This window comes from Embleya sp. NPDC008237 (genome assembly GCF_042956465.1).
In the GTDB taxonomy this organism is placed as follows: Bacteria; Actinomycetota; Actinomycetes; order Streptomycetales; family Streptomycetaceae; genus Embleya.
In genome coordinates this window covers 1-18541 of sequence record NZ_JBIBGL010000035.1, presented here as the reverse complement: position 1 = coordinate 18541, position 18541 = coordinate 1, and the positions used below count along the sequence as shown (strand labels likewise).

General features: G+C 72.1%; 14 protein-coding genes and 1 pseudogene. 7 read left to right on the top strand and 8 right to left on the bottom strand.

The window, feature by feature from the left end; translation table 11 throughout:
• Positions 1-63 precede the first annotated feature (63 nt).
• Both ACFZBU_RS46255 and ACFZBU_RS46250 read left to right on the top strand, forming a co-directional pair.
• Positions 64-876: a SpoIIE family protein phosphatase gene (locus ACFZBU_RS46255; protein WP_391589855.1), complete on the top strand. Its 813-nt coding sequence runs from the start codon at positions 64-66 to the stop codon at positions 874-876.
• Positions 877-951: 75 nt separating this feature from the next.
• A complete protein-coding gene (locus tag ACFZBU_RS46250) occupies positions 952-1194 on the top strand; it encodes a LapA family protein (protein ID WP_391589854.1) in 243 nt (80 codons plus the stop codon).
• 106 nt (positions 1195-1300) lie between these two features.
• Here the strand turns inward: ACFZBU_RS46250 and ACFZBU_RS46245 are convergent, their stop codons facing one another.
• The 7 genes from ACFZBU_RS46245 to ACFZBU_RS46215 all read right to left on the bottom strand — a co-directional run bounded on the left by ACFZBU_RS46245 (position 1301) and on the right by ACFZBU_RS46215 (position 11017).
• Complete coding sequence (locus ACFZBU_RS46245; protein ID WP_391589853.1) at positions 1301-2968, bottom strand: PucR family transcriptional regulator; 1668 nt, start codon at positions 2966-2968, stop codon at positions 1301-1303.
• A 353-nt stretch (positions 2969-3321) separates the two neighbouring features.
• Positions 3322-4251, bottom strand: coding sequence for a GNAT family N-acetyltransferase (locus ACFZBU_RS46240; protein WP_391589852.1), 930 nt, complete (start codon positions 4249-4251; stop codon positions 3322-3324).
• Entirely contained in the window at positions 4248-5120 is an 873-nt protein-coding gene (locus tag ACFZBU_RS46235; protein WP_391589851.1) for an ABC transporter ATP-binding protein, read from the bottom strand. The genes ACFZBU_RS46240 and ACFZBU_RS46235 overlap by 4 nt, the downstream gene beginning before the upstream one ends.
• Positions 5117-6973 (bottom strand): dipeptide/oligopeptide/nickel ABC transporter permease/ATP-binding protein, encoded by a 1857-nt coding sequence (locus ACFZBU_RS46230; protein WP_391589850.1) that lies wholly within the window; start codon positions 6971-6973, stop codon positions 5117-5119. Before ACFZBU_RS46230 ends, ACFZBU_RS46235 begins: the two co-directional genes overlap by 4 nt.
• Positions 6974-6975: 2 nt before the next feature.
• A complete protein-coding gene (locus ACFZBU_RS46225) occupies positions 6976-7977 on the bottom strand; it encodes an ABC transporter permease (RefSeq protein WP_391589849.1) in 1002 nt (333 codons plus the stop codon).
• Positions 7974-9545: an ABC transporter substrate-binding protein gene (locus ACFZBU_RS46220; protein WP_391589848.1), complete on the bottom strand. Its 1572-nt coding sequence runs from the start codon at positions 9543-9545 to the stop codon at positions 7974-7976. The genes ACFZBU_RS46225 and ACFZBU_RS46220 overlap by 4 nt, the downstream gene beginning before the upstream one ends.
• On the bottom strand, positions 9542-11017 hold the full coding sequence (locus ACFZBU_RS46215; RefSeq protein WP_391589847.1) for a serine hydrolase domain-containing protein: 1476 nt from the start codon (positions 11015-11017) through the stop codon (positions 9542-9544). The genes ACFZBU_RS46220 and ACFZBU_RS46215 overlap by 4 nt, the downstream gene beginning before the upstream one ends.
• Before the next feature lie 256 nt (positions 11018-11273).
• Between ACFZBU_RS46215 and ACFZBU_RS46210 the strand changes: the two genes are divergently transcribed.
• Positions 11274-12119, top strand: a complete 846-nt coding sequence (locus tag ACFZBU_RS46210; protein WP_391589846.1) for a M55 family metallopeptidase — start codon at positions 11274-11276, stop codon at positions 12117-12119.
• Between the two features lie 49 nt (positions 12120-12168).
• Positions 12169-13071, top strand: a complete 903-nt coding sequence (locus ACFZBU_RS46205) for a serine hydrolase (RefSeq protein WP_391589845.1) — start codon at positions 12169-12171, stop codon at positions 13069-13071.
• Between the two features lie 123 nt (positions 13072-13194).
• Here the strand turns inward: ACFZBU_RS46205 and ACFZBU_RS46200 are convergent, their stop codons facing one another.
• Entirely contained in the window at positions 13195-13926 is a 732-nt protein-coding gene (locus ACFZBU_RS46200; protein ID WP_391589844.1) for a spermidine synthase, read from the bottom strand.
• Between the two features lie 351 nt (positions 13927-14277).
• On the opposite strand from ACFZBU_RS46200, the gene ACFZBU_RS46195 reads away from it, so the two are divergent.
• The 3 genes and pseudogenes from ACFZBU_RS46195 to ACFZBU_RS46185 all read left to right on the top strand — a co-directional run.
• Entirely contained in the window at positions 14278-15318 is a 1041-nt protein-coding gene (locus ACFZBU_RS46195) for a P1 family peptidase (RefSeq protein ID WP_391589843.1), read from the top strand.
• Between the two features lie 390 nt (positions 15319-15708).
• Positions 15709-17346, top strand: a complete 1638-nt coding sequence (locus ACFZBU_RS46190; protein WP_391589842.1) for a CocE/NonD family hydrolase — start codon at positions 15709-15711, stop codon at positions 17344-17346.
• A 318-nt stretch (positions 17347-17664) separates the two neighbouring features.
• Positions 17665-18541, top strand: a pseudogene (locus tag ACFZBU_RS46185) (peptidase M28); the annotation flags it as partial.

Sequence of the window (18541 nt, the reverse complement as noted above, 5' to 3'; positions counted from 1 at the left end):
TTCGTTTCAGGAGGGGTGGTGGGGTGAACGCTGGTGGGCATGAAGCACCGCCGAGGAGTTCCCGTGAATGCCGACACCGGATCGACCGACCCCTCCGGTGTGTCGCCGGCCCTCGACATCGGGCCGGACCCGAGTGTGACCACCCTTGCCGAGGCGCCCGGTCTGCGCGTGGCCACCCGTCGGATCCCCGGTCCGCCGTCCGCGAGCCCGCGGGCCTGGTTCGGCCAGGTCCGGGACACCCCGCTCGGCACCCGAGCGATCTTCGGCGACGTGGCCGGCGACCCACTGTGCGCACCCGATCGGGTGGCGGACGTGCTCACCGCCTTCGCCGCGGCGGCGCCGAGCACGCCGACCCTGTCCGAGATCGCGCATCAAGTCGCGTTGTCGCTGCGCGACGACCATCGCCGCGGCCATCGGGCCCTGGTTCGGGTGCTCCTGGTCGAACACGTCGGCGATCCGGCCGGCATCGGCTCGCTCACCCTGATCAATCGCGGCTACCCGACCCCGCTCCTGGTGGTCGGTCGCCGCGTGCTCGGCCTCGAACCGGCGTTCGCCACCCCGCCGATCGGTGCGCTGGCCCCCGGCAGCCTGCGCCCGCCGGAGCTGGCGGTCGCGGTCGGCCTCGGTGAGCGGGTTCTGCTGTACACCGACGACCCGGCCGAGACGTCCGACACCGGCGACGGGAACTACCCGCTGGCCGAGCGCGCGCCCGATCGGCTGCACGGCGACTTCGCCGACGCGCTGGACCGGCTCGTGGTGGACGTCGAGGCGCATTTCGACACGTCCTACACCGGCGATGCGGCACTGTTCCTGCTGGAAGCCGAGCCACCACCGCAGCCCGACGAGCCGCGCCGACCGGAGCCGCCCGAGGCCTGAGCACACCGCCCCGCCCGCCCACCCGTTCGGCCCGCCCACAGCGCGCCCGCGCCCACCCCGTCCTACCGTTCGAACATGGCGAAAACCTCACCCGGGCGCGGCACGGCGGAGCACGGTTCGTGGATCACCGTGCGGCTGATCGTGATCGTCGTTGTGATCGTACTGAGCGTTTGGTTCGTCCTGGCCAACACCGGGAGTACCGAGATCCGCTTCTGGATCCCAAAGGTGGAGGCGCCGCTGTGGTTCGTGCTGGCCGGCGCCTTCCTGGTCGGGGCCCTCATCGGATGGCTGGTCGGCCGCAACCGCCGACCCCGCTGAGCGACGCCCGCAGCCGGCCGGTGAGCGGCGACCGTGGCCGACCGGCCGACGCGCCCGATCCGCGGCTCGGCGGAACGCGCCGTACGCCCCGGCCCGCGCAGCGCCGTCAGACGCCCGGCCCGCGCAGCGCCGTCGGTGCGGCGAGGCGCCCGGCCGCCGCGTTCGATCGGGGGTGCGCGCCGTTGGGATGCACGCCGTGCAGTCGGAGCTGGAACATCGCGTCGAAGCGGGCATCCCCGTCGGCGAGGTCGATCGCGCCCACCTCGGACAGTCGGCGCAGTCGATAGCGGAACGTGTTCGGGTGCACGTGCACGGCCGCCGCGGCCGCGGTGACGTCGCCGAAGGTGTCCAGCCACGCGGCGAGGGTCTCGGTGAGATGCGTGTCGTGTTCGGCGTCGTAGGCCCGCAGCCGGGTGACCGGGCCCGCCGGCGCGTCGTCGGTGGCCGCGACCCGGTCGGCGACGTCGACCAGCAGCGAGGACACGTACACGTCGCACAGTCGGGCCACCCGCAGCGACGAGCGGCCCGCGCGCAGCACCCGCAGTGCGCGATCCGCGTCCGCACGTGAGGAGGGCAGGTCCACCTCGCGCGCGGCCACCCGGCCGATGCCCACCACCGCGTCGATCCGGCCGCCGATCCGGGCCAGGAACTCCTCCGCGAGCCGGACCGCCCTGGCATCCGACTCGGTGGGCAGGATCGCGTAGGTGAAGCCGCCCAGTCGTGCGGTGGCGGTGCGCGGGTGGACCGCCGCGAGGTGCAGGGCCAGCGCGTCGACGATCCGGTGTTCCTCCGCGCTGCGCTCCGCCGGTGCCGAGTCGCCGACCACGGCGAGTGCGAGCACGCACGCGGGTTGGTGGGCCAGGCCCAGTCGGCCGGCCGCATCGACCGCCGCGGGGCCGCCTTCGAGCACGGTGGCGAGCAGGTCGGTGCGCAGTCTGCGCTCCACGTCCGCGCCGGCGCGGCGGCGCAGCAGGTGCAGTGCGACCACCTTGGCCGCCTCGGTCAGCGAGCGGGCCAGTTCTTCGGACAGCGGCTCGCGCACCACGACCCAGATCGAACCGAGGATCTCGTCCCCGGCCCGGACCGCGATGGCCACCCGGGGCAGGTCGGAGACGCCGACCAGGTAGAGCGGTCCCTCGCTGCGGTAGAGGGCATGGAAGGCGCCGCGTTCCTCGAGGACGCGCAACATCTCCGCGGGCACCTGCCGGTCCAGGATGGTGGCGATCCGGGGTTCGTCCGCCTCGTCCTGGCGGCTGGAGAAGGCCAGCACCCGCCCGCTGCGGTCCTCCACCGTGACCGGTCCGTCCAGCAGCGCGGCGATCGCGTTGACCAACGCGAACAGGTCGCCGGCCGGCGCCCCGTCGAGGGTTTCACCGCTCTGCGCGGTGCCCACCTCGTCGACCGCGAGCAGTGCCCGCAGCAGGGTGGTGACCTGCGACCAGGACGCGCCGGGGGTGAGCGACAGGATCACCACGCCGGTGCTCGCCACGGCCGCCTCGACCTCGGCATCCACCACGATCGGGCCGCGGACCACGATGGCCGGTGCGCCCAGTCCGGCGGCGCGGTGCACCAGCGTGGCGATGGCGGCGGATCCGTAGACCGCGACGCCCAGGATCACCGCGCCCGGCGGGTGGGAGGGTTCGTCGTGCGGGTCGTGGATGAGCACGCCGGTGATCTCGCGGTCGGGGTCCGGCGTGCCGGCTGCCACCGCGAACAGGGTCGACCCGAGGTCGTCGATGATGCGCCCGAGGACGGCGCGCGGACGCCCGGTCATCGGCTGCCCACCGGCACGTGGGCGGGGGCGCCTCCCCGGACGGATATGCGCCCGGTGCCCGACGCGTCCACCCCACCGGGCACGCGCCCACCGCTCGGCGCATCCGCGCTGCCCGGCACATCCGTGCCGCGTGGCACGCTCGTCCTGCTCGGCATGCTCATGCCACCCGATACATCCACGTTGCTCGACACGTTCACGACAAGGGAATCCAATCCGTCGACACAGGTCCCCCGTCGAGCCTGTCGAGCCCGGGGGCCGGCCGTGTCGTCTTGGCCGGCCCGTGGGCGGAGTCTAAACGATCTTGGGGTGGATATGGGCAGGTAAGAACGGCATATCCCGCACGATCTCGAGTCTCACGGTCGGCGCCCCTCCGGTCCGCGGTCGAGCACGTACCGTCCGTCCCGGCCGAAGCCGCGCACCTGCCGGCCCTGGGCCATCAGCCCGCCCAGCACCTCGCGCACCGCCAGCCGCCACCCCCGCGCCGCCGACGGGTCGGCCCGGCGCAGCGCCTCGATGTCCCGCGGCACGGCCACGAGCACCACGTCCCCGTCGGTGCGGCCCTGGATCGGCCGCCCGTCGGGGGCCGCGTCCAGGCCGATCACGACCTCTCCCGCCAGATCCTCGGTGTCGACCGGCTGCGGTACCCCGGCGCAGGCGAGCGCGACCCGGTCGCTGCTCAGGTCCCACCGGGCCAACAGCCGATCGGAGAGGTCGTCGCCGTTGATGGCGTCGGACATCGGCCCGTAGAAGTCGGCCAGGTACTCGGCGGGTGTCGCGCCGAGCTTGGCCAGGTTGAAGTAGGCGTTGCGCCCGACCAGGGGGTCGAACGTCCAGGTCACCCGGGTGATCCCGCGCTCCAGACACCATGCGCGCTGGTACACCTTGAGCGCGTAGCCCACCTCGCGTCCGCGTGAGCGTTCGTCGACGCCGGCGATGTGCGAGTGCAGGCCGTCGGTGGAGAGCAGGCCCACACCGGCGCCGATCAACCGGTCGCCCTCGTAGGTGCCCGCGACGTAGCCGCCGGCGTGTGACACCACGGTCATCAGCTCGGAGTTGATCATCGGGTTGGTCGGGTCGGGCTGCCAGACGCGTTGGAACAGGTCGCACGCGTCGGCCATCTCGCCCAGGGTGTGCAGTTCGCGAATCTCGACGTGGGCCGCGCGAGCCGCGCGGTCGGCCGCCTCGGCCGCGCGGTCGCGAAGTGCACCGGAATCGGGTTCGGGTTCGCGGTCGGCGCGGTACAGGTCGCCGCCGGTACGCGCGCCCGCCGGTGTCGGCGTCATCGGGCCGTTGCCTCCGTCTCCGCGTCGGTCGCGGAATCGACCGCCGCCCGCTCGGGCAACGGCTCGCCGATCGTGGGCACACCGGAGAGCAGGGCCCGGGTGTATTCGTGTTCCGGGTTCTCCAGGACCTGCGCGGCCGGACCGCACTCGACCAGCACGCCTCGGTCCATCACCGCGATCCGGTCCGCCAGGTAGCGCACGACGGCCAGGTTGTGCGAGATGAACAACATCGCGAAGCCGAGTTCGCGTTGCAGGTCGCGGATCAGGTTGAGTACCGCGCCCTGGACCGAGACGTCCAGGGCGGAGGTGACCTCGTCGGCGACCAGCACGGCCGGTCGGGCGGCGAGCGCGCGGGCCAGTGCGACACGCTGGCGCTGGCCGCCGGAGAGCGCGTGCGGCAGGCGGGTGCCGACGCCGGGGTCGATGCCGACCAGGTCGAGGTAACGGGCAACTTCGCTCGCCCGCGTCGCACGGTCGCTGCGCGGCAGCGCCTCGGCGACCGAGCCGCCGATGGTCAGCCGCGGGTTCAGCGACGCGAAGGGGTCCTGGAAGACCAGCTGGATCGGCCTGCGCCCGGGCTTGCGGCCCTGGTCGACGCCGTCCACCAGAACCTGTCCCGAGTCGATCGACACCAGCCCGACCGCGGCCCGGCCCAGGGTGGACTTGCCCGACCCGGAGCCGCCGACCAGGCCGACCACGCTGCCCGCGGGCACGTCCAGGGAGACGTCGTCCACGGCGGTCGAGGCGTTGCGGCCGCGTCCGTACCGCACGGTGATGTTGCGCAGTTCGAGCGAACCGGACGTGGCGCTCGCAGCCGGGCCCGAGGCGGCTTCGGCGGTGGCGGAATCCACCGTGCTCACGGCTTTCATCGTGCCTCCTCCAGTTCGTGGGTGGCGGTGGTGATCGGGTCCCAGCACGCGACGCGACGTCCGGGGCCGATCCGCTCCAGCACCGGCTCCTCGGTGCGGCAGCGGTCGGTGGCCCGGGCGCAGCGGGGCGCGAACGGGCAGCCGACGCTCTCGTCGCCGGGCTCGGGCGGGCGGCCGGGGATGGTCGCCAGCGGGATGTCCCGGTCGGTGGTCATGCTGGGCACCGCGCCGATCAGCGCGGCCGAGTACGGGTGGGCGACGCCGTCGGCGAGGTCTCCGACGGGGAGTTCCTCCACGATCCGACCCGCGTACATGACCACGACGCGGTCGCACACCTGGGAGACGACGGCGATGTCGTGCGAGATGAGCAGCAGCGCGGCGCCCGATTCCGTGCGCACGTCCCGGAGCAGGGCCAGCACCTGGGCCTGCACGGTCACGTCCAGGGCCGTGGTGGGCTCGTCGGCGATGATCAGGCGGGGTTCACCCATCAGGCCCATCGCGATCATTACGCGTTGGCGCATGCCGCCGGAGAACTCGTGCGGGCGCTTGCGGACCCGCAGTTCGGGGTTGATGATGCCGACCGCGCCCAGGCGGGAGACGGCCCGGGAGACGGCCGCCGCGCGCCCGGCGTTGTGGTGCACCTCGGCCACCTCGGCGAGTTGCCGGCCGACGGTGAGCGCGGGGTTGAGCGAGGCCATCGGGTCCTGGAACACCATGGCCATCGAAGTGCCCTTGGGCGCCTGCTTGTTCAGGTCCCGGTCACCGAAGCGCAGCGTCCGGGCGCTGACCCGGCCGGGGTGCGGGACCAGTCCGGCCGCGGCGAGTGCGGTCAGGCTCTTGCCCGAGCCGGATTCGCCGACGATGCCGACCGCTTCGCCCTCGTCGACGGTGAGGCAGACGTCGTGCACGGCGGTGTGGCCGGGGAAACGGACTTGCAGGCGGTCGATGTTCAGCAGGCCGGACGCGGTCTCCTCGGCGGGTGCCTCGGAGATCGCCTCGGCGGACTTGATCTCGGGTTGCGGCGCGGTGCGGCCGGCGTTCGCCTTGGCGACCACCTCGCCGATCAGGCCGAAGGTGATGCCGGTGAGCACGATCGCGGCACCCGGGCCGACCGCCGACATCGGGTCCACCATGACCCGGTCGAGCTGCTCGTTGAGCAGGCGTCCCCAGTCGTAGTCGGGCGGCTGCACGCCCAGGCCGAGGAAGGACAGGCCGGAGAAGGCAACCAGAATGCCGGCGGCGGCGGTCGAGACGAACAGCGCGACGGGTTCGGCGATGTTGGGCAGGATGTGCCGGACGACGATCCGGAAGCGGCCGACGCCGAGGATCCGCGCCGCGGCCACGTAGTCGGTGCCGGCGATCGAGGCGGTCAGGTTCTGTACGAGTCGGGCGGTACTGGGGGCTGCGCCCAGGCCGATGGCGAAGGCGGCGGAGAAGGTGCCGACGCCGAAGATGACCGCGAGGAAGAGCACGAACAGCAGGCTGGGGAAGGCGACGAGCAGGTTGACCACCGCGGTGATCAGGCGCCCGGCGCGGCGGCCGAGGACGGCCGGCAGGACGCCCAGGACCAGGCCGCCGACGACCGCGATGAGCGTGGCGAACAGGGTCAGTTCCAGCGTGAGCCGGGTCGCCACCACCACTCGGGCGGCGATGTCGCGACCGAGCGCGTCGGTGCCGAACAGGTGCTCGGTGCCGCTGTGTCGGCCGATCGCGTCGGTGTCGATCCGGTCGGCGGTGTCGCCGAGCAGCATGGGTCCGAAGATCGCCGTCAAGAGGATGAGCGTGCTCGCGACGGCCGCGGTGATCCCCAGTGGGGTGCGCAGGGCGAGGCGGAGTCTTGGTGCCTGGGACATCGTCAGCTCCCGCGAATCGTGGACTGGGGATCGGCGGCGGCGACGGCGAGGTCGACCACGAAGTTGATCGTGAGTGCGGCGGCTCCGTACACGAGCACGATGCCTTGGACGAGGGGATAGTCCTTCTGCAGGATCGCCTGGACGATGGTCATGCCCAGGCCGGGCCACGCGAAGACGTTCTCGATCAGCACGGTGCCCGCCAGCAGGCCGCTGAGCAGCAGGCCGCCGAGGGTGAGCGAGGAGGTCAGCAGGTTGGGCAGCGCGTGTCGCAGGTAGACCAGTCGGCCCGGCAGTCGCTTGGCCCGGGCGGTGCGCATGTAGTCCGTCTCGAAGACGCGCAGCGCCTCGACCCGAACGATCCGCGACAGCGCGGCGATCGGGGTGATGGCCAGTGCGAGCACCGGCAGGACGTAGGAGTCCGGCCCTTCGCGCAGCGCCACCGGGAACCAGCCGAGCGAGACCCCGAACACCGAGGCGAGACCGACGGCGAGGAGGAACTCCGGGATGGCCACGATCGCCCCGGTCGAGGAGGCGAACGCGAACTCGCCGCGCCGGCGCCGGCCGTTGCGGGTCCACACGGCCATGGCCATGCCCAGCGGGATGGCCACCAGCATCACCAGGAGGAACGCGTAGATCGCGATCTCCATGGTCGCCGGCAGTCGGTCGCCGATCATCCGGGACACCGGGACCCGGGCGGTGATCGATTCGCCGAGGTCGCCGTGGAAGAGCCCGCTCACGAAGTGCTTGTACTGGTCGATCAGCGAGTCGTCCAGGCCCAGTTGTTCCTTGCGGGCGGCGACCGCCTCGGGCGTGGCGTTGAGTCCCAGGGCGCCGCGGACCGGGTCGCCGGGGACGAAGTGGATCATCGCGAAGGCCGCGGTGACCAGTGCGGCGAGCGAAACCAACAGGCGCCCGGTGCGGCGTACGAAGAAGGAGGTCCAGGGGCCGAGCCGGAAGTCGATCAGCCGGCCGGCCGGGTTTGCGGTACTGGCTGCGGTGCTCATCGGCCACCGACCTTGCGCAGGGTGGTCGGAATGGGACCGCCACCGTCGAGTTGGAAGTTGTAGCCCCGAGCGAAATAGGGGGTCATCGAGTCCATGAAGGTCACCACATCGAGACGTTTGATCAACTCGGATTCGGCCGCGGTCCACTCGGGGCAGCCGGAGGTGTCCGGCTTGGCCATGGCGAGGGCCACGAGACGCTTGTGTTCGGGGTTGTCCAGCGAACCGAAGTTGAGCCCCTCCGGGGGAGGGGGTCCCATGAAGAACGGGAGGGCCTGGTCGGGTGTGGTCACCGAGAGTGGCGCCCACGCGACTTCCCACTGACCGCCCATCAGGATCGTGGCATTCGTCGCGGCGGTGGTCGGCTGGGTGCTGACCTTGACGCCGAACGATTTCCACTGCTCGACCGCCAGCTCGACGGCGGCGATGAGCTGGTTGCCGAACACGCCGGGGTAGGGCATGGAGATCGACAGCTGTTTGCCGTCCTTGGTCCAGCGCCCGCCGGACTTCTTCCAGCCCGCCGTCCGCAGCGCGTCCGCGGCCCGAGCCACGTCGTGCGGCGGAAGGTACTGGGTGACCGCGTCGTCGGTGCAGGGCGGCCCCATCGTGACACCGACGCGGGTGGCGGGTTGGCCCTTGCCGCCGGTGGCCACCGCACCGATCTGCTTGAGGTCGAGCGCCTGGATCAGCGCCCGGCGCACCAGGGGGTCGGCGGTGACCCGGTTGGCGGCCTCGTTGAAGACCAGCATCCCCATGGGGTCGCGCTGGATGTTGGACTTGAGGCCGGCCGCGGCCAGTCGGGTGCGGTCGGCGCCCATGATGGGTGCGACGTTGATCTGCCCGCCGAGCAGCAGGTTCGCTCTGGTGGACTCGTTGGTGACGACCTTGAAGACCACCCGGTCGGGCAGGTCGGCGCTGCCGATGCCGTCCGGCCCCCAGGCGTAGCCGGCGCGCTTGGTGAAGGTGAAGTGGTCGCCCGGGACGACCTGGCTCAGTCGGTAGGGACCGGTGCCGTCGGACGCGTGGTTCAAGCCGTCGGGCGATCGCAAGCCGGTGGGGCACACCACGCGCAACATCGCGGTGCCGCGAACCAGGAACGGGGCCGGCTCCGGGGTCTTCAGCGTCAGGGTGCCGGCCGCGTCGTCGGCGGTGGCAACGGTCCCGGGCGGCACCATCAGGCCGTACAGCGGCGACTTGTTGGCCGGGTCGGCGATGTAGGCGTACTCGGCGGCGATGTCGGAGGGGGTCAGTGCCCTGCCGCTGTCGCACATCACGTCGCGTCGGATCGTGAAGGTCGCCGAGGTCGCGTCGGAGGTCCATTTCTCGGCGACGCCGGAGACGATCCGCCCGTCGGACGCGACGTTGATCAGCGAGTCGTAGGAGTAGCGGTTCATGGTGACGGCCGACGAGGTCAGCGTGGTCAACGGATTCATGTTGCCGGGGTCGCCTTCGATGGCGATCGTGACGGTGTCGCCGTCGCCCGCGCCGCCATCGGCCGCGGTGCCGCCGCAGCCGGCGGCGAACAGGCCCAACGCGACGGCCGCCGCGGCCCCGCGCGGGGCGCGTCTCATCTCGCGCCCCCGGCCGGACACTCGACCGCGTCGTGCCCGGCGACGGATGCGACGGCCGACTCGCCGGCCGCGATCCGCGGGAGGGCACGGCTCATGTGCAGGAAGCGGGCCCGTTCGCCGTCCCCGAGGAAGGCGTACTGGGCATGCCGCGCGCCGCGCGGTTCGACCTCGATCAACGTACGGGCGTCGCGGACCACCAGTGCGGTGGTGCGGACGTGGTCGCCGCCGGACATCTCGGCGGCGGCGCCGATGTTGCGCGTGGTGAGCACCAATCCTTCCTCGGACTCCGCCACGTCGAAAACCATCGCCTGTGAGGCGTACCGGCCGACGAAGAAGCGCGAGTCCACCGCCGGCGGCTCGACGGGGGGCGTGGCGGGCTCCGGGACCACCACGTCCGCACTCGTCGCGAACACGTCGCGGACCAGGTCGTACATCACGGTCAGGTCGCCGCCGTTGGTGAGGATGGCGATCGAGACGCCGCTCTCCGGGGCCACCCGCAGGATCGCGCTCTGGCCGATGGCGCCGCCGTCGTGACCGATCACCGGGCCGCCGACCCAGTCGAAGAGGTTCCAGCCCAGTCCCCACACGGTGCCCACGGCCTCGATGTCGGGCACCTGGACCTGCGGCTCGCGCATGGCCAGCGCGGACTGCTCGGACAGCAGGCGGGTCCCGTCCGGGAGCAGTCCCCGCGCCACGTGCGCGGCGGCGAAGGCGACCAGATCGCTCGCGGTCGTGGTCAGGGTCGAGCCGGCCGGTGCGTTGGAGCGCGGCCCCTCCCATTTCTGCACCCGGACGGGGGTCCCGTCCGGCCCGGCCCCGTGCCCGATGGCCACCCGGTGCAGGATCGCCTCGTTCGGGTTGGTGGCCACCCGGGACAAGCCCAGGGGCACCGCGATCCGCTCGCGCAGCGTCTCCTCCCAGGTCTGCCCGGTGAGCACCTCGACGAGCCGGCCGAGAACCACGAAGCCGGTGTTGCAGTACGAGAACATCTCGCCGGGCGGGAAGAGTTGGCCCGCGTCCCGGGCCAGCCCCGCGACCAGCTCGGCCACCGCGTCGTCGCCGGGACCGTGGTCGTCGAACAGGTCGCCCTCGAACCCGGCGGTGTGGCACAACAGCTGACGCGTCGTCACCACCTGCGCGGCGGCCTCGTCCACGATCCTGAAGTCCGGCAGGTACGTGCGCACCGGGGCGTCCAGGTCCAGCACGCCCTCGTCGACGAGCTGCATGATCAGCGTCGCCGTCCAGACCTTGGTGATCGATCCGATCTGGAAGATCGACTCCGGGGTCGCGGGGTACCCGATCTCCACGTCGAGCACACCCGTGGCGGCCGTGACCGTCTCATCGCCCATCCGTACCGCGACGCTCGCGCCGGGGATGTTGCCACGCTTGGCCAGCTCGCCGAGTCGGGTCGCTAGATACTCGGGCGTCGGCAGCGTCCGGGCAGCGGGCCCGGGCACCTCGGATCGTCCCATCGTGGGGTACCTCCTGGGAAGGCGGCGGCGAGTGCCGCAGAGGACGATCACGGTAGGCAGCGCCCGAAGGCCTCGAATCGTCGTCGTGGACGAAGAACGGCCGATGAACCTGTCCGAATCACCGACGCCGAGCGGTACCCCTTCCGGCAATCCTCGGCAGAGGCCGCCGACGGTCCGCGCACCGACCGCTTCGGTTTGCCGAGGACGCGCGCGAATCGGGCCGGCCACGGGCAACGCGACGAGGCGGGAGCAACCGATGGACGTGTACATCTCGATCGACATGGAGGGCGTGGCGGGCATCGCCACGCTCGACCAGATCTGGCGCGGCGGCACCGGCTACCCCCGGGCCCAGCACCTGATGACCGGCGAGGCCAACGCCGCGATCGAGGGTGCCTTCGCGGCGGGCGCGGAGCGTGTACTGATCAACGACAGCCACGGCACGATGGACAACCTGATCGCCGAGGATCTGGATCCCCGGGCCCGGATGATCCTCGGCTCGCCCAAGGCCCAGTGCATGGCCCACGGCCTGGGCCCGCAGCACGCGGTGGCCCTGTTCGTCGGCTACCACGCGGCGGCCGGCAAGCCGGGCGTGCTCTCGCACACCTTCTCCGGCAACTTCACCTCGGTGAAGCTGAACGGCCGGCACGTCACCGAGGCCGAGGTCATCGCCCTGCTCGCGGCCCGGCACAGCGTGCCGATCGGGCTGGTCACCGGCGACAACCACGTGTGCTCGGTCGCCGAGCAGGCGTTCCCCGGCGTGGTCACCGCGCAGGTCAAGTCCGCCGAGGGATGGGCCGCGGCGGACACCATGCACCCCTCCCTGGCCCGGGACCTGATCCGGGAGAAGGCCGCCCTGGCGGTCGCGAACGCGTCCTCGCTGCGCGCGTTGCCGATGCCCGAGGAACTGGTGCTGGAGGTGGGCTTCCAACTCCCCCTGGCCGCCGAGTTCGCCACCTCGGTGCCCGGCGCGGAACGCCTGGACCTGCTCACGGTGCAGTGCACCGTGGCGGATCCCGAAACGCTGATGGACGTGATCAACCTCTGGTACTCGGTGGCCGCGCACTCCGCCGCCAACCACCTGCCGAACACGGGCAAGCGCTGAGCATCCCCACCGGGCCCTGCGGGCCCACCCGACGATTCACGGAGCGCACATGAGCACCGGCCAAGAGCCGATCGAGCCCGCCAAGACCATCCGGGACATCTTCGACGCGGCCGAGGTCGACGGCTACCTGCACGTACGCGACCTCGACGGCGACGACGAGGTCGACTACCGGGCCGACACCCCGGTCGTCCTGGCCTCGGTCTTCAAGATCCCGATCGCCCTGGAGTACGCCCGTCAGGCCGCCTCGGGCCGGCTGGACCGGGCCGGGCGGCACCTGGTCACCGCCGCCGACAAGGAAGGCGACGGCATCGGCACCGACGGCTGCATGCACGACGTCGAGATGAGCGCGCGCGACCTCGCCTACATGATGATGACGATGAGCGACAACGCGGCCACCGACGTGGTGCTCGGCCTGGTCGGCCGCAAGAACGTGCGGGCGACGCTGGACGAGTTGGGCTGCCACGCCACCTCGGTCACCGGCTGCAAGGAACTGTTCGCGAGCGTGATGAGCGACCTGGGTATCGACCGCGACGCCGCGGACGCCGACGAGCAGCTCGCACAGGTCACCCCGGACCGGCTCCGCACGCTGGCGGTACGCGACCCCCTGCACACCGCCTCGACCACCCCGCGCGAGATCACCAAGCTGCTCGCCGCCATCTGGCGCGACGAGGCCGGCCCCGCCGAGGCGTGTGCCGAGGTGCGCGAGATCATGGGCCGGCAGATCTGGCCGCACCGACTGTCCTGCACGTTCGGGGACGAGATCCGGGTCTCCGGCAAGACCGGCACCCTGTGGGGTGTGCGCAACGAGGCCGGCGTCGTGGAATACCCGGACGGCAAGCGCTACGCCGTCGGCGTGTTCCTGCGCTCGGAGTCGATGGGCTTCCGCCTCCCGCGCGCCGACGCCGCGATCGGCCTGGCCGCGCGGGCCGCGATCGACCACCTGCGCGCCTGATCCGATGCCGTACCCGGCGACCCGTGCCCTGTCGCCGGGTACGGCATCAGCGCGTGTTCCGGAGGGGGCTCGGGAACACGCCCGGGACCCCGCGTCCTCGACCCGGCTTGCCGTCCCGCCGGGTCAGGACGCGGGGTCTCCCGCCCTGCGGGCCACGTACACGGTGTTGGTCGCCGTACCGCCCTGGAGCGGATTGTCGAAGTCGACCACGTGCGCGGCCGAGTCCGCGAACACCTCGGCGAGCACCGCGCCGAACTCGGCATCCGGCGGGTCGTTCGACCAGAGCGCGAAGACGCCGTCCGGGTGCAGCCGATCGGCCAGCGCGCGCAGTCCGGCGGGCCGGTAGAGCGCGGCGTGGCTGGGGTGCAGCACGTGCCGCGGCGAGTGGTCCACGTCCAGCAGGATCGCGTGGAAGCGCCGACCCGGTGCCTGTGGATCCAACCCCCGGGGATCACCCGCCAACGCGAAGAAGTCGCCCCGAGCCAGCCGACAGCGGGGATCGCCCGCCAGCGCGGCGCCCAGCGGCACCAGGCCACGCCGATGCCAGTCGATCACCTCGCCGAGCGCGTCGATCACGATCAGGCTGCGCACGCGGGAATCGTCCAGCGCCGCCTTTGCGGTGTACCCGAGCCCGAGCCCGCCCACCACGACGTCGAGTTCGGCATCGGGCAGCGCGGCCAAGCCGAGTCGGGTGAGGGCGATCTCGCCCGCGGTGAACAGGCTGGACATCAGGAACTCGTCGCCGAGCTTGACCTCGTACACGTCCTCGCCCGTGGCCGGGTCCCGCCTGCGGCGCAGGCTGATCTCGCCCATCGGCGTCGGCCGCCAGTCGAGTTCCTCGAAACGCGCGCTCATCCGTGCACCCTCAACCGTGTCGGTGCCGCTCTCCGGCGCCAGTGGGTGGTCAGCCTATAGAGCGCACGGCACCGCCGCCGCCGGGCGCGAGGGGTGGCGGGACCCGGCAGCGGTCGTGTCGCGACTCCCGGCGGGCGGGGCGGCCGGGCTCGCGACCGGACACCCGCGCGGATCCCGGCGGTCCGGCGCGCAGGGGCGGCGTTCGAGCGGCCCGGCGGAGCCGTGACCGGGTTGGTGGCGGCCACGGAGTCGGGGCCGATCTTTCGTCGGCGGCGACGGTGCGGCTCGGGGTGGGCAGGCGGAGAGTGACGCCATGCGATTGCCGGCGGAACCGACCTCTGGAGCCCGACCATGACCGCACTCGCGACCGACCGCCCCGGGATGCGCCCGCGGATCCGCGACTTCGGCCACGCACTGGGGCCACTGGATCCGGGGACATGGAACGCGATCACCGACGTGCCGGGCGTCCGCGTGGGCCACACCACGCTGTGCGACGCCGAGGCGGGGCCGTACTCGGGGGTGACCGCGATCGTGCCGGACGCGCTGCACACGCACGGCCCGCTGCGCGCCGGGCGGTTCGCCGGCGGCGGCCACGGAAGGTTCGTCGGAGCCACCCGACCGGTCGAACCCGGCGAACTGGAGACTCCGTTGTTGCTCACTTCCACGCCGTCCGCCTTCCGGGTCGACCCCCCGGCGACCCGGCTGCCGGGGCGGGCCGAACCGGCGCCGATCCAGGTCGATCCGGTGTTCGGCGGGATCGACGACATGGGGCCGTCCCGGGCCGGCCCGCGACCGCTGACCGCGGCGCATGTGCATGCCGCGCTCGCCGGCGCCTCGACCGGCCCGGTGCCGCAGGGCAACGTGGGTGCCGGCACCGGTGCCTGCGCACTGGGCTACCAGGCGGGCATCGGCACCGCGTCGCGCCGGGTGCCGACGGATGCCGGCGAGGCGACCGTGGGCGTCCTGGTCCGGGCCGATATGTCCGGTGAACTGCGCCTGGGCGGCCAGGTGATGCGGCCCGCCTCGCTGGGCCTGCCGACCGCCGGGCCGGCCCGCGAGGAGCGTTCGTGCGTGGTCGTGGTCTGCACCGACCTGCCCTGCTCCACGCGCGAGCTGACCCGGATCGCCGGCCGCGGTGTGTTCGCCCTGGCCCGGGTCGGCGCGGCGTTCGCGCACGGCAGCGGCGACTACGGGATGGCCTTTTCCACCGCACCGGCGGGCGCGGCCGCGCCGCTGCCCTCGGCGCTGCTCGACACGGTGTTCGCGGCGACCATGGACGCCGTCGAAGAGGCGGTCCTGGACGCCCTGTTGGCCGCGGACACGGTCCACGACCCGGCGGGGCACCGGGCGTACGCGCTGCCGCACGCGGCCGTCCGCCGCGCCCTCGGATGAGCGACGCGGTGCGCCCGGCCCGGTGCGCCGGACGGGACGGGCGCGGCGCCGATCAGGGCCGGAGGGCGCGTTCGTCCTCGCGTGGGGCGAACACCGTCCTCGGCTCGGGGGTGTCGAACATCCGTACCGGGCGCCGGACATCCCACGGCTCCACCCCGGGTCCCCGGTCTTGGCGAACCGCACGCATGCCGCGTCGATGCCGACAGGTCGGCCGAGGGTAGCGGAGGGGTCGGCGCACCGGAACGACTGTTTCCCACTTCGGATTTTCCTCCCATTTTCCCACCGGAACGAACCGCGTAATGACACTGTGTTCACGAGTCGATACCTACCGCTATCACCGGCGGGTGTCGGCGTTGTTCGCGCGATCCGATGAAGTGGGAAGGGACCGACGTGAGTTCACAGCAACCGCAGCCGATCAGCCTGTACCCCGAACTGGACGAGGCGACCTTGACGCAGGTCGTCGAGGCATTGGAGACCGGGCAGGTCGGGCGCCTCGCCCCGGCCCGGGCGGCCGAAATCGAGGAGGCCCGGGCCCAGGCCGACTTCAGCAGGGTCACCGTGCCCGGCGACGGGGGTGTCGGACTGGACGGCGGCCTCTGGCTGCACCGGGACGACCGGTCCAGGCCGTTGATCGTGATGCCGTCGCCGTGGGTGAATCTGGGCTGGGTCGTCTACGTGGTCCAGGCGACCCTGTTCGCCCTCAAGGGCTACCACGTACTGGCTTACACCGCACGAGGGTTCGGCGCGTCCGAGGGCGAGGTCGAGGTGGCCGGCACCGAGGACATCGCGGACGGCAGCGCGGCGATCGACTTCGTGGCGGGCCGGGCCCGGGGCGAGATCAGCGCCGTCGGCTTCCTCGGCGACTCCTACGGCTCCGGCATCAGCCAACTGGTCGCCGCCGAGGACATCCGGGTGGACGCGGTGGTGGCGCTGAGCACGTGGGGCGACCTGGGCGAGGCGTTCTACGAGAACGGCACCCGGCATCTCGCCGCGGTCTCCACGCTGTTGGGCGCCGCGGCCGAGGCCCGGTTGAGCGAACGCACCCGGCAGGCGTTCGAGGACGTCCTGTCCAACCCGGATGTGCGCCCGTCCCTGGAGTGGGCGCTGCCGCGGTCGCCGCACCACCACGTCGGCAAGATCAACCGCCGCGGCGTGCCGATCCTGTACGCGAACGCGTGGCACGAGACGCTGTTCCCCACCAACCAGACGCTGAAGATGTTCAACGCGCTGACCGGCCCCAAGCGCCTCCTGCTGTCCATCGGCGACCACTCCGGGCCGGAGTCGCCGGGCATCATCGGGCTGCCGAACCGGATCTGGGCGGACGCGCACCGGTGGTTCGACCACCACCTCAAGGACGTTGCCAATGGCATCGACACCGAGGGCCAGGTGGTCACGCAGATCATGTGGAAGGGCCCGATCGAGGAGCAGCCCACGTGGGGTGCGGTCACCGGACGGACCGAACGGCTCTACCTGTCCGGCCCCTCGAACGGCGGCGACGGCACGCTCGCCGACAAGCCCGGACTCGACACGGACGTGGTCTTCCGGTCCGGCGCGGACACGCCGGCCACCGTCGCGAACAAGATCATCTTCTCCGGCTACGCGGAGATGGCCGGCCTGCCCAAGGTCTACCCGACCGACGAGATCGACCGTGCGCACGCGGGCGTCTGGAGCACGGCACCGTTGCCCGTCGCCATGAAGCTGCGCGGTGTCCCCCGACTGCATCTGACCTACACGGCGCAGGGGCCGACGCCCACGCTGATCGCGCACCTCTTCGACGTGGACGCCGACGGCAGGGCCAACATCGTCACGCACGCGCCGTTCACCGACGTCGAGGGCACGGCCGGACAGCCGGTCGCCCTGGACATCGCACTTCAGGCCACCGGTTACGACGTCGCGGCCGGCCACCGGGTGATGCTGGTGCTGGACACGTTCGACCCCTTCTACGGGTCGGCGCCGGTCGAGGGCGGCACGATCACCGTCTCCCCCTCCGAGGAGGACCCGTCCTACCTGGAACTGCCGGTGAGTTGACGATGCGGTAGTCGATCGTGCCTGCTGCCCGGCGCCGGTGCGACGCTCCGGTCGTCGCGCCCCACGCCGGGCAGCCCCGTCGCGCGGTTCCCTGTCCCGGTATTCTCCGTCCTGGGCAACTCTCGTGCACAACACGGAGTTTGACAGATTTTGCCGACCGCTCGAACGCGCATTGAACGGGGCAGGCCGACCGTGTGAGCGTTTGCCGATCGGGCACGAACCCGGCGGCCACGCTCGTCGGCGGTTCGCTCTCCTTGCGGACACGCATGGCGAAGCCGGATTCGTGGTCGAGGTCTACCTTCCACTCAAGGAGCCTCGATGAATCGCAAAACGGTGACGGCCGGGACTGTCCTGGCCGTGCTCGCCGGGTTGGCGGTCTCCACGACCGCGCAGTCGGCTTCCGCCGATCCGCCTTCCCCTTCCGGCTCGCAGGCCCTGGCGGTCTCCGCCGCCGACCGGGCCGCTGCCAGTGGTCTGGACACCCTCGCCAAGGGTCCCGACGAGGAGTACCAGCGCCAAGCGGTGACCCCCTGGGTCAACGGCCTCTACTCCGTCGCCTACGAGCGCACCTACCGGGGCATCCCGGTGGTCGGCGGCGACGCCGTCGTGCTCGCCGACGGCCAGGGCCGCGTCCGCGCGACCCAATCCGCCACCAGCACCCGGATCTCGGCGAACACCACGGCGCGGATCGACGCCGCGGCGGCCGAGGCCACCTCCAGGACCAGGCTCGCCGCGGTCGACAAGGTCGAATCGCACCGCCTGGTCGTCCGGGTCAAGGACGGCAAGAGCACCCTGGCCTGGGAAACCGTCCTGGCCGGTCGCACCACGTCCGCGCCCAGCCATTTGCACGTCTTCGTCGATGCGAGCACGGGCACGGTGCTCGACACCGTCGACGACGTCAAGGCCGGCAGCGCGAACAGCCAATGGAACGGCCCGAGTCCGCTGGCCATCGACACCACCAACAACAACGGCACCTACTCGCTGCGCGACCCGAACCGTCCCGGTCTGACCTGCGCGGACTACAGCACCGGCCAGGTGTTCTCCAAGTCCAGCGACTCGTGGGGCAACGGCCAGGCGTCCAGCAAGGAGACCGGCTGCGCCGACGTCATGTGGGCGGCGCAGAAGGAATGGAACATGCTCCGCGACTGGCTCGGTCGCAACGGCCACAACGGCAACGGCGGGAGCTGGCCGGTCA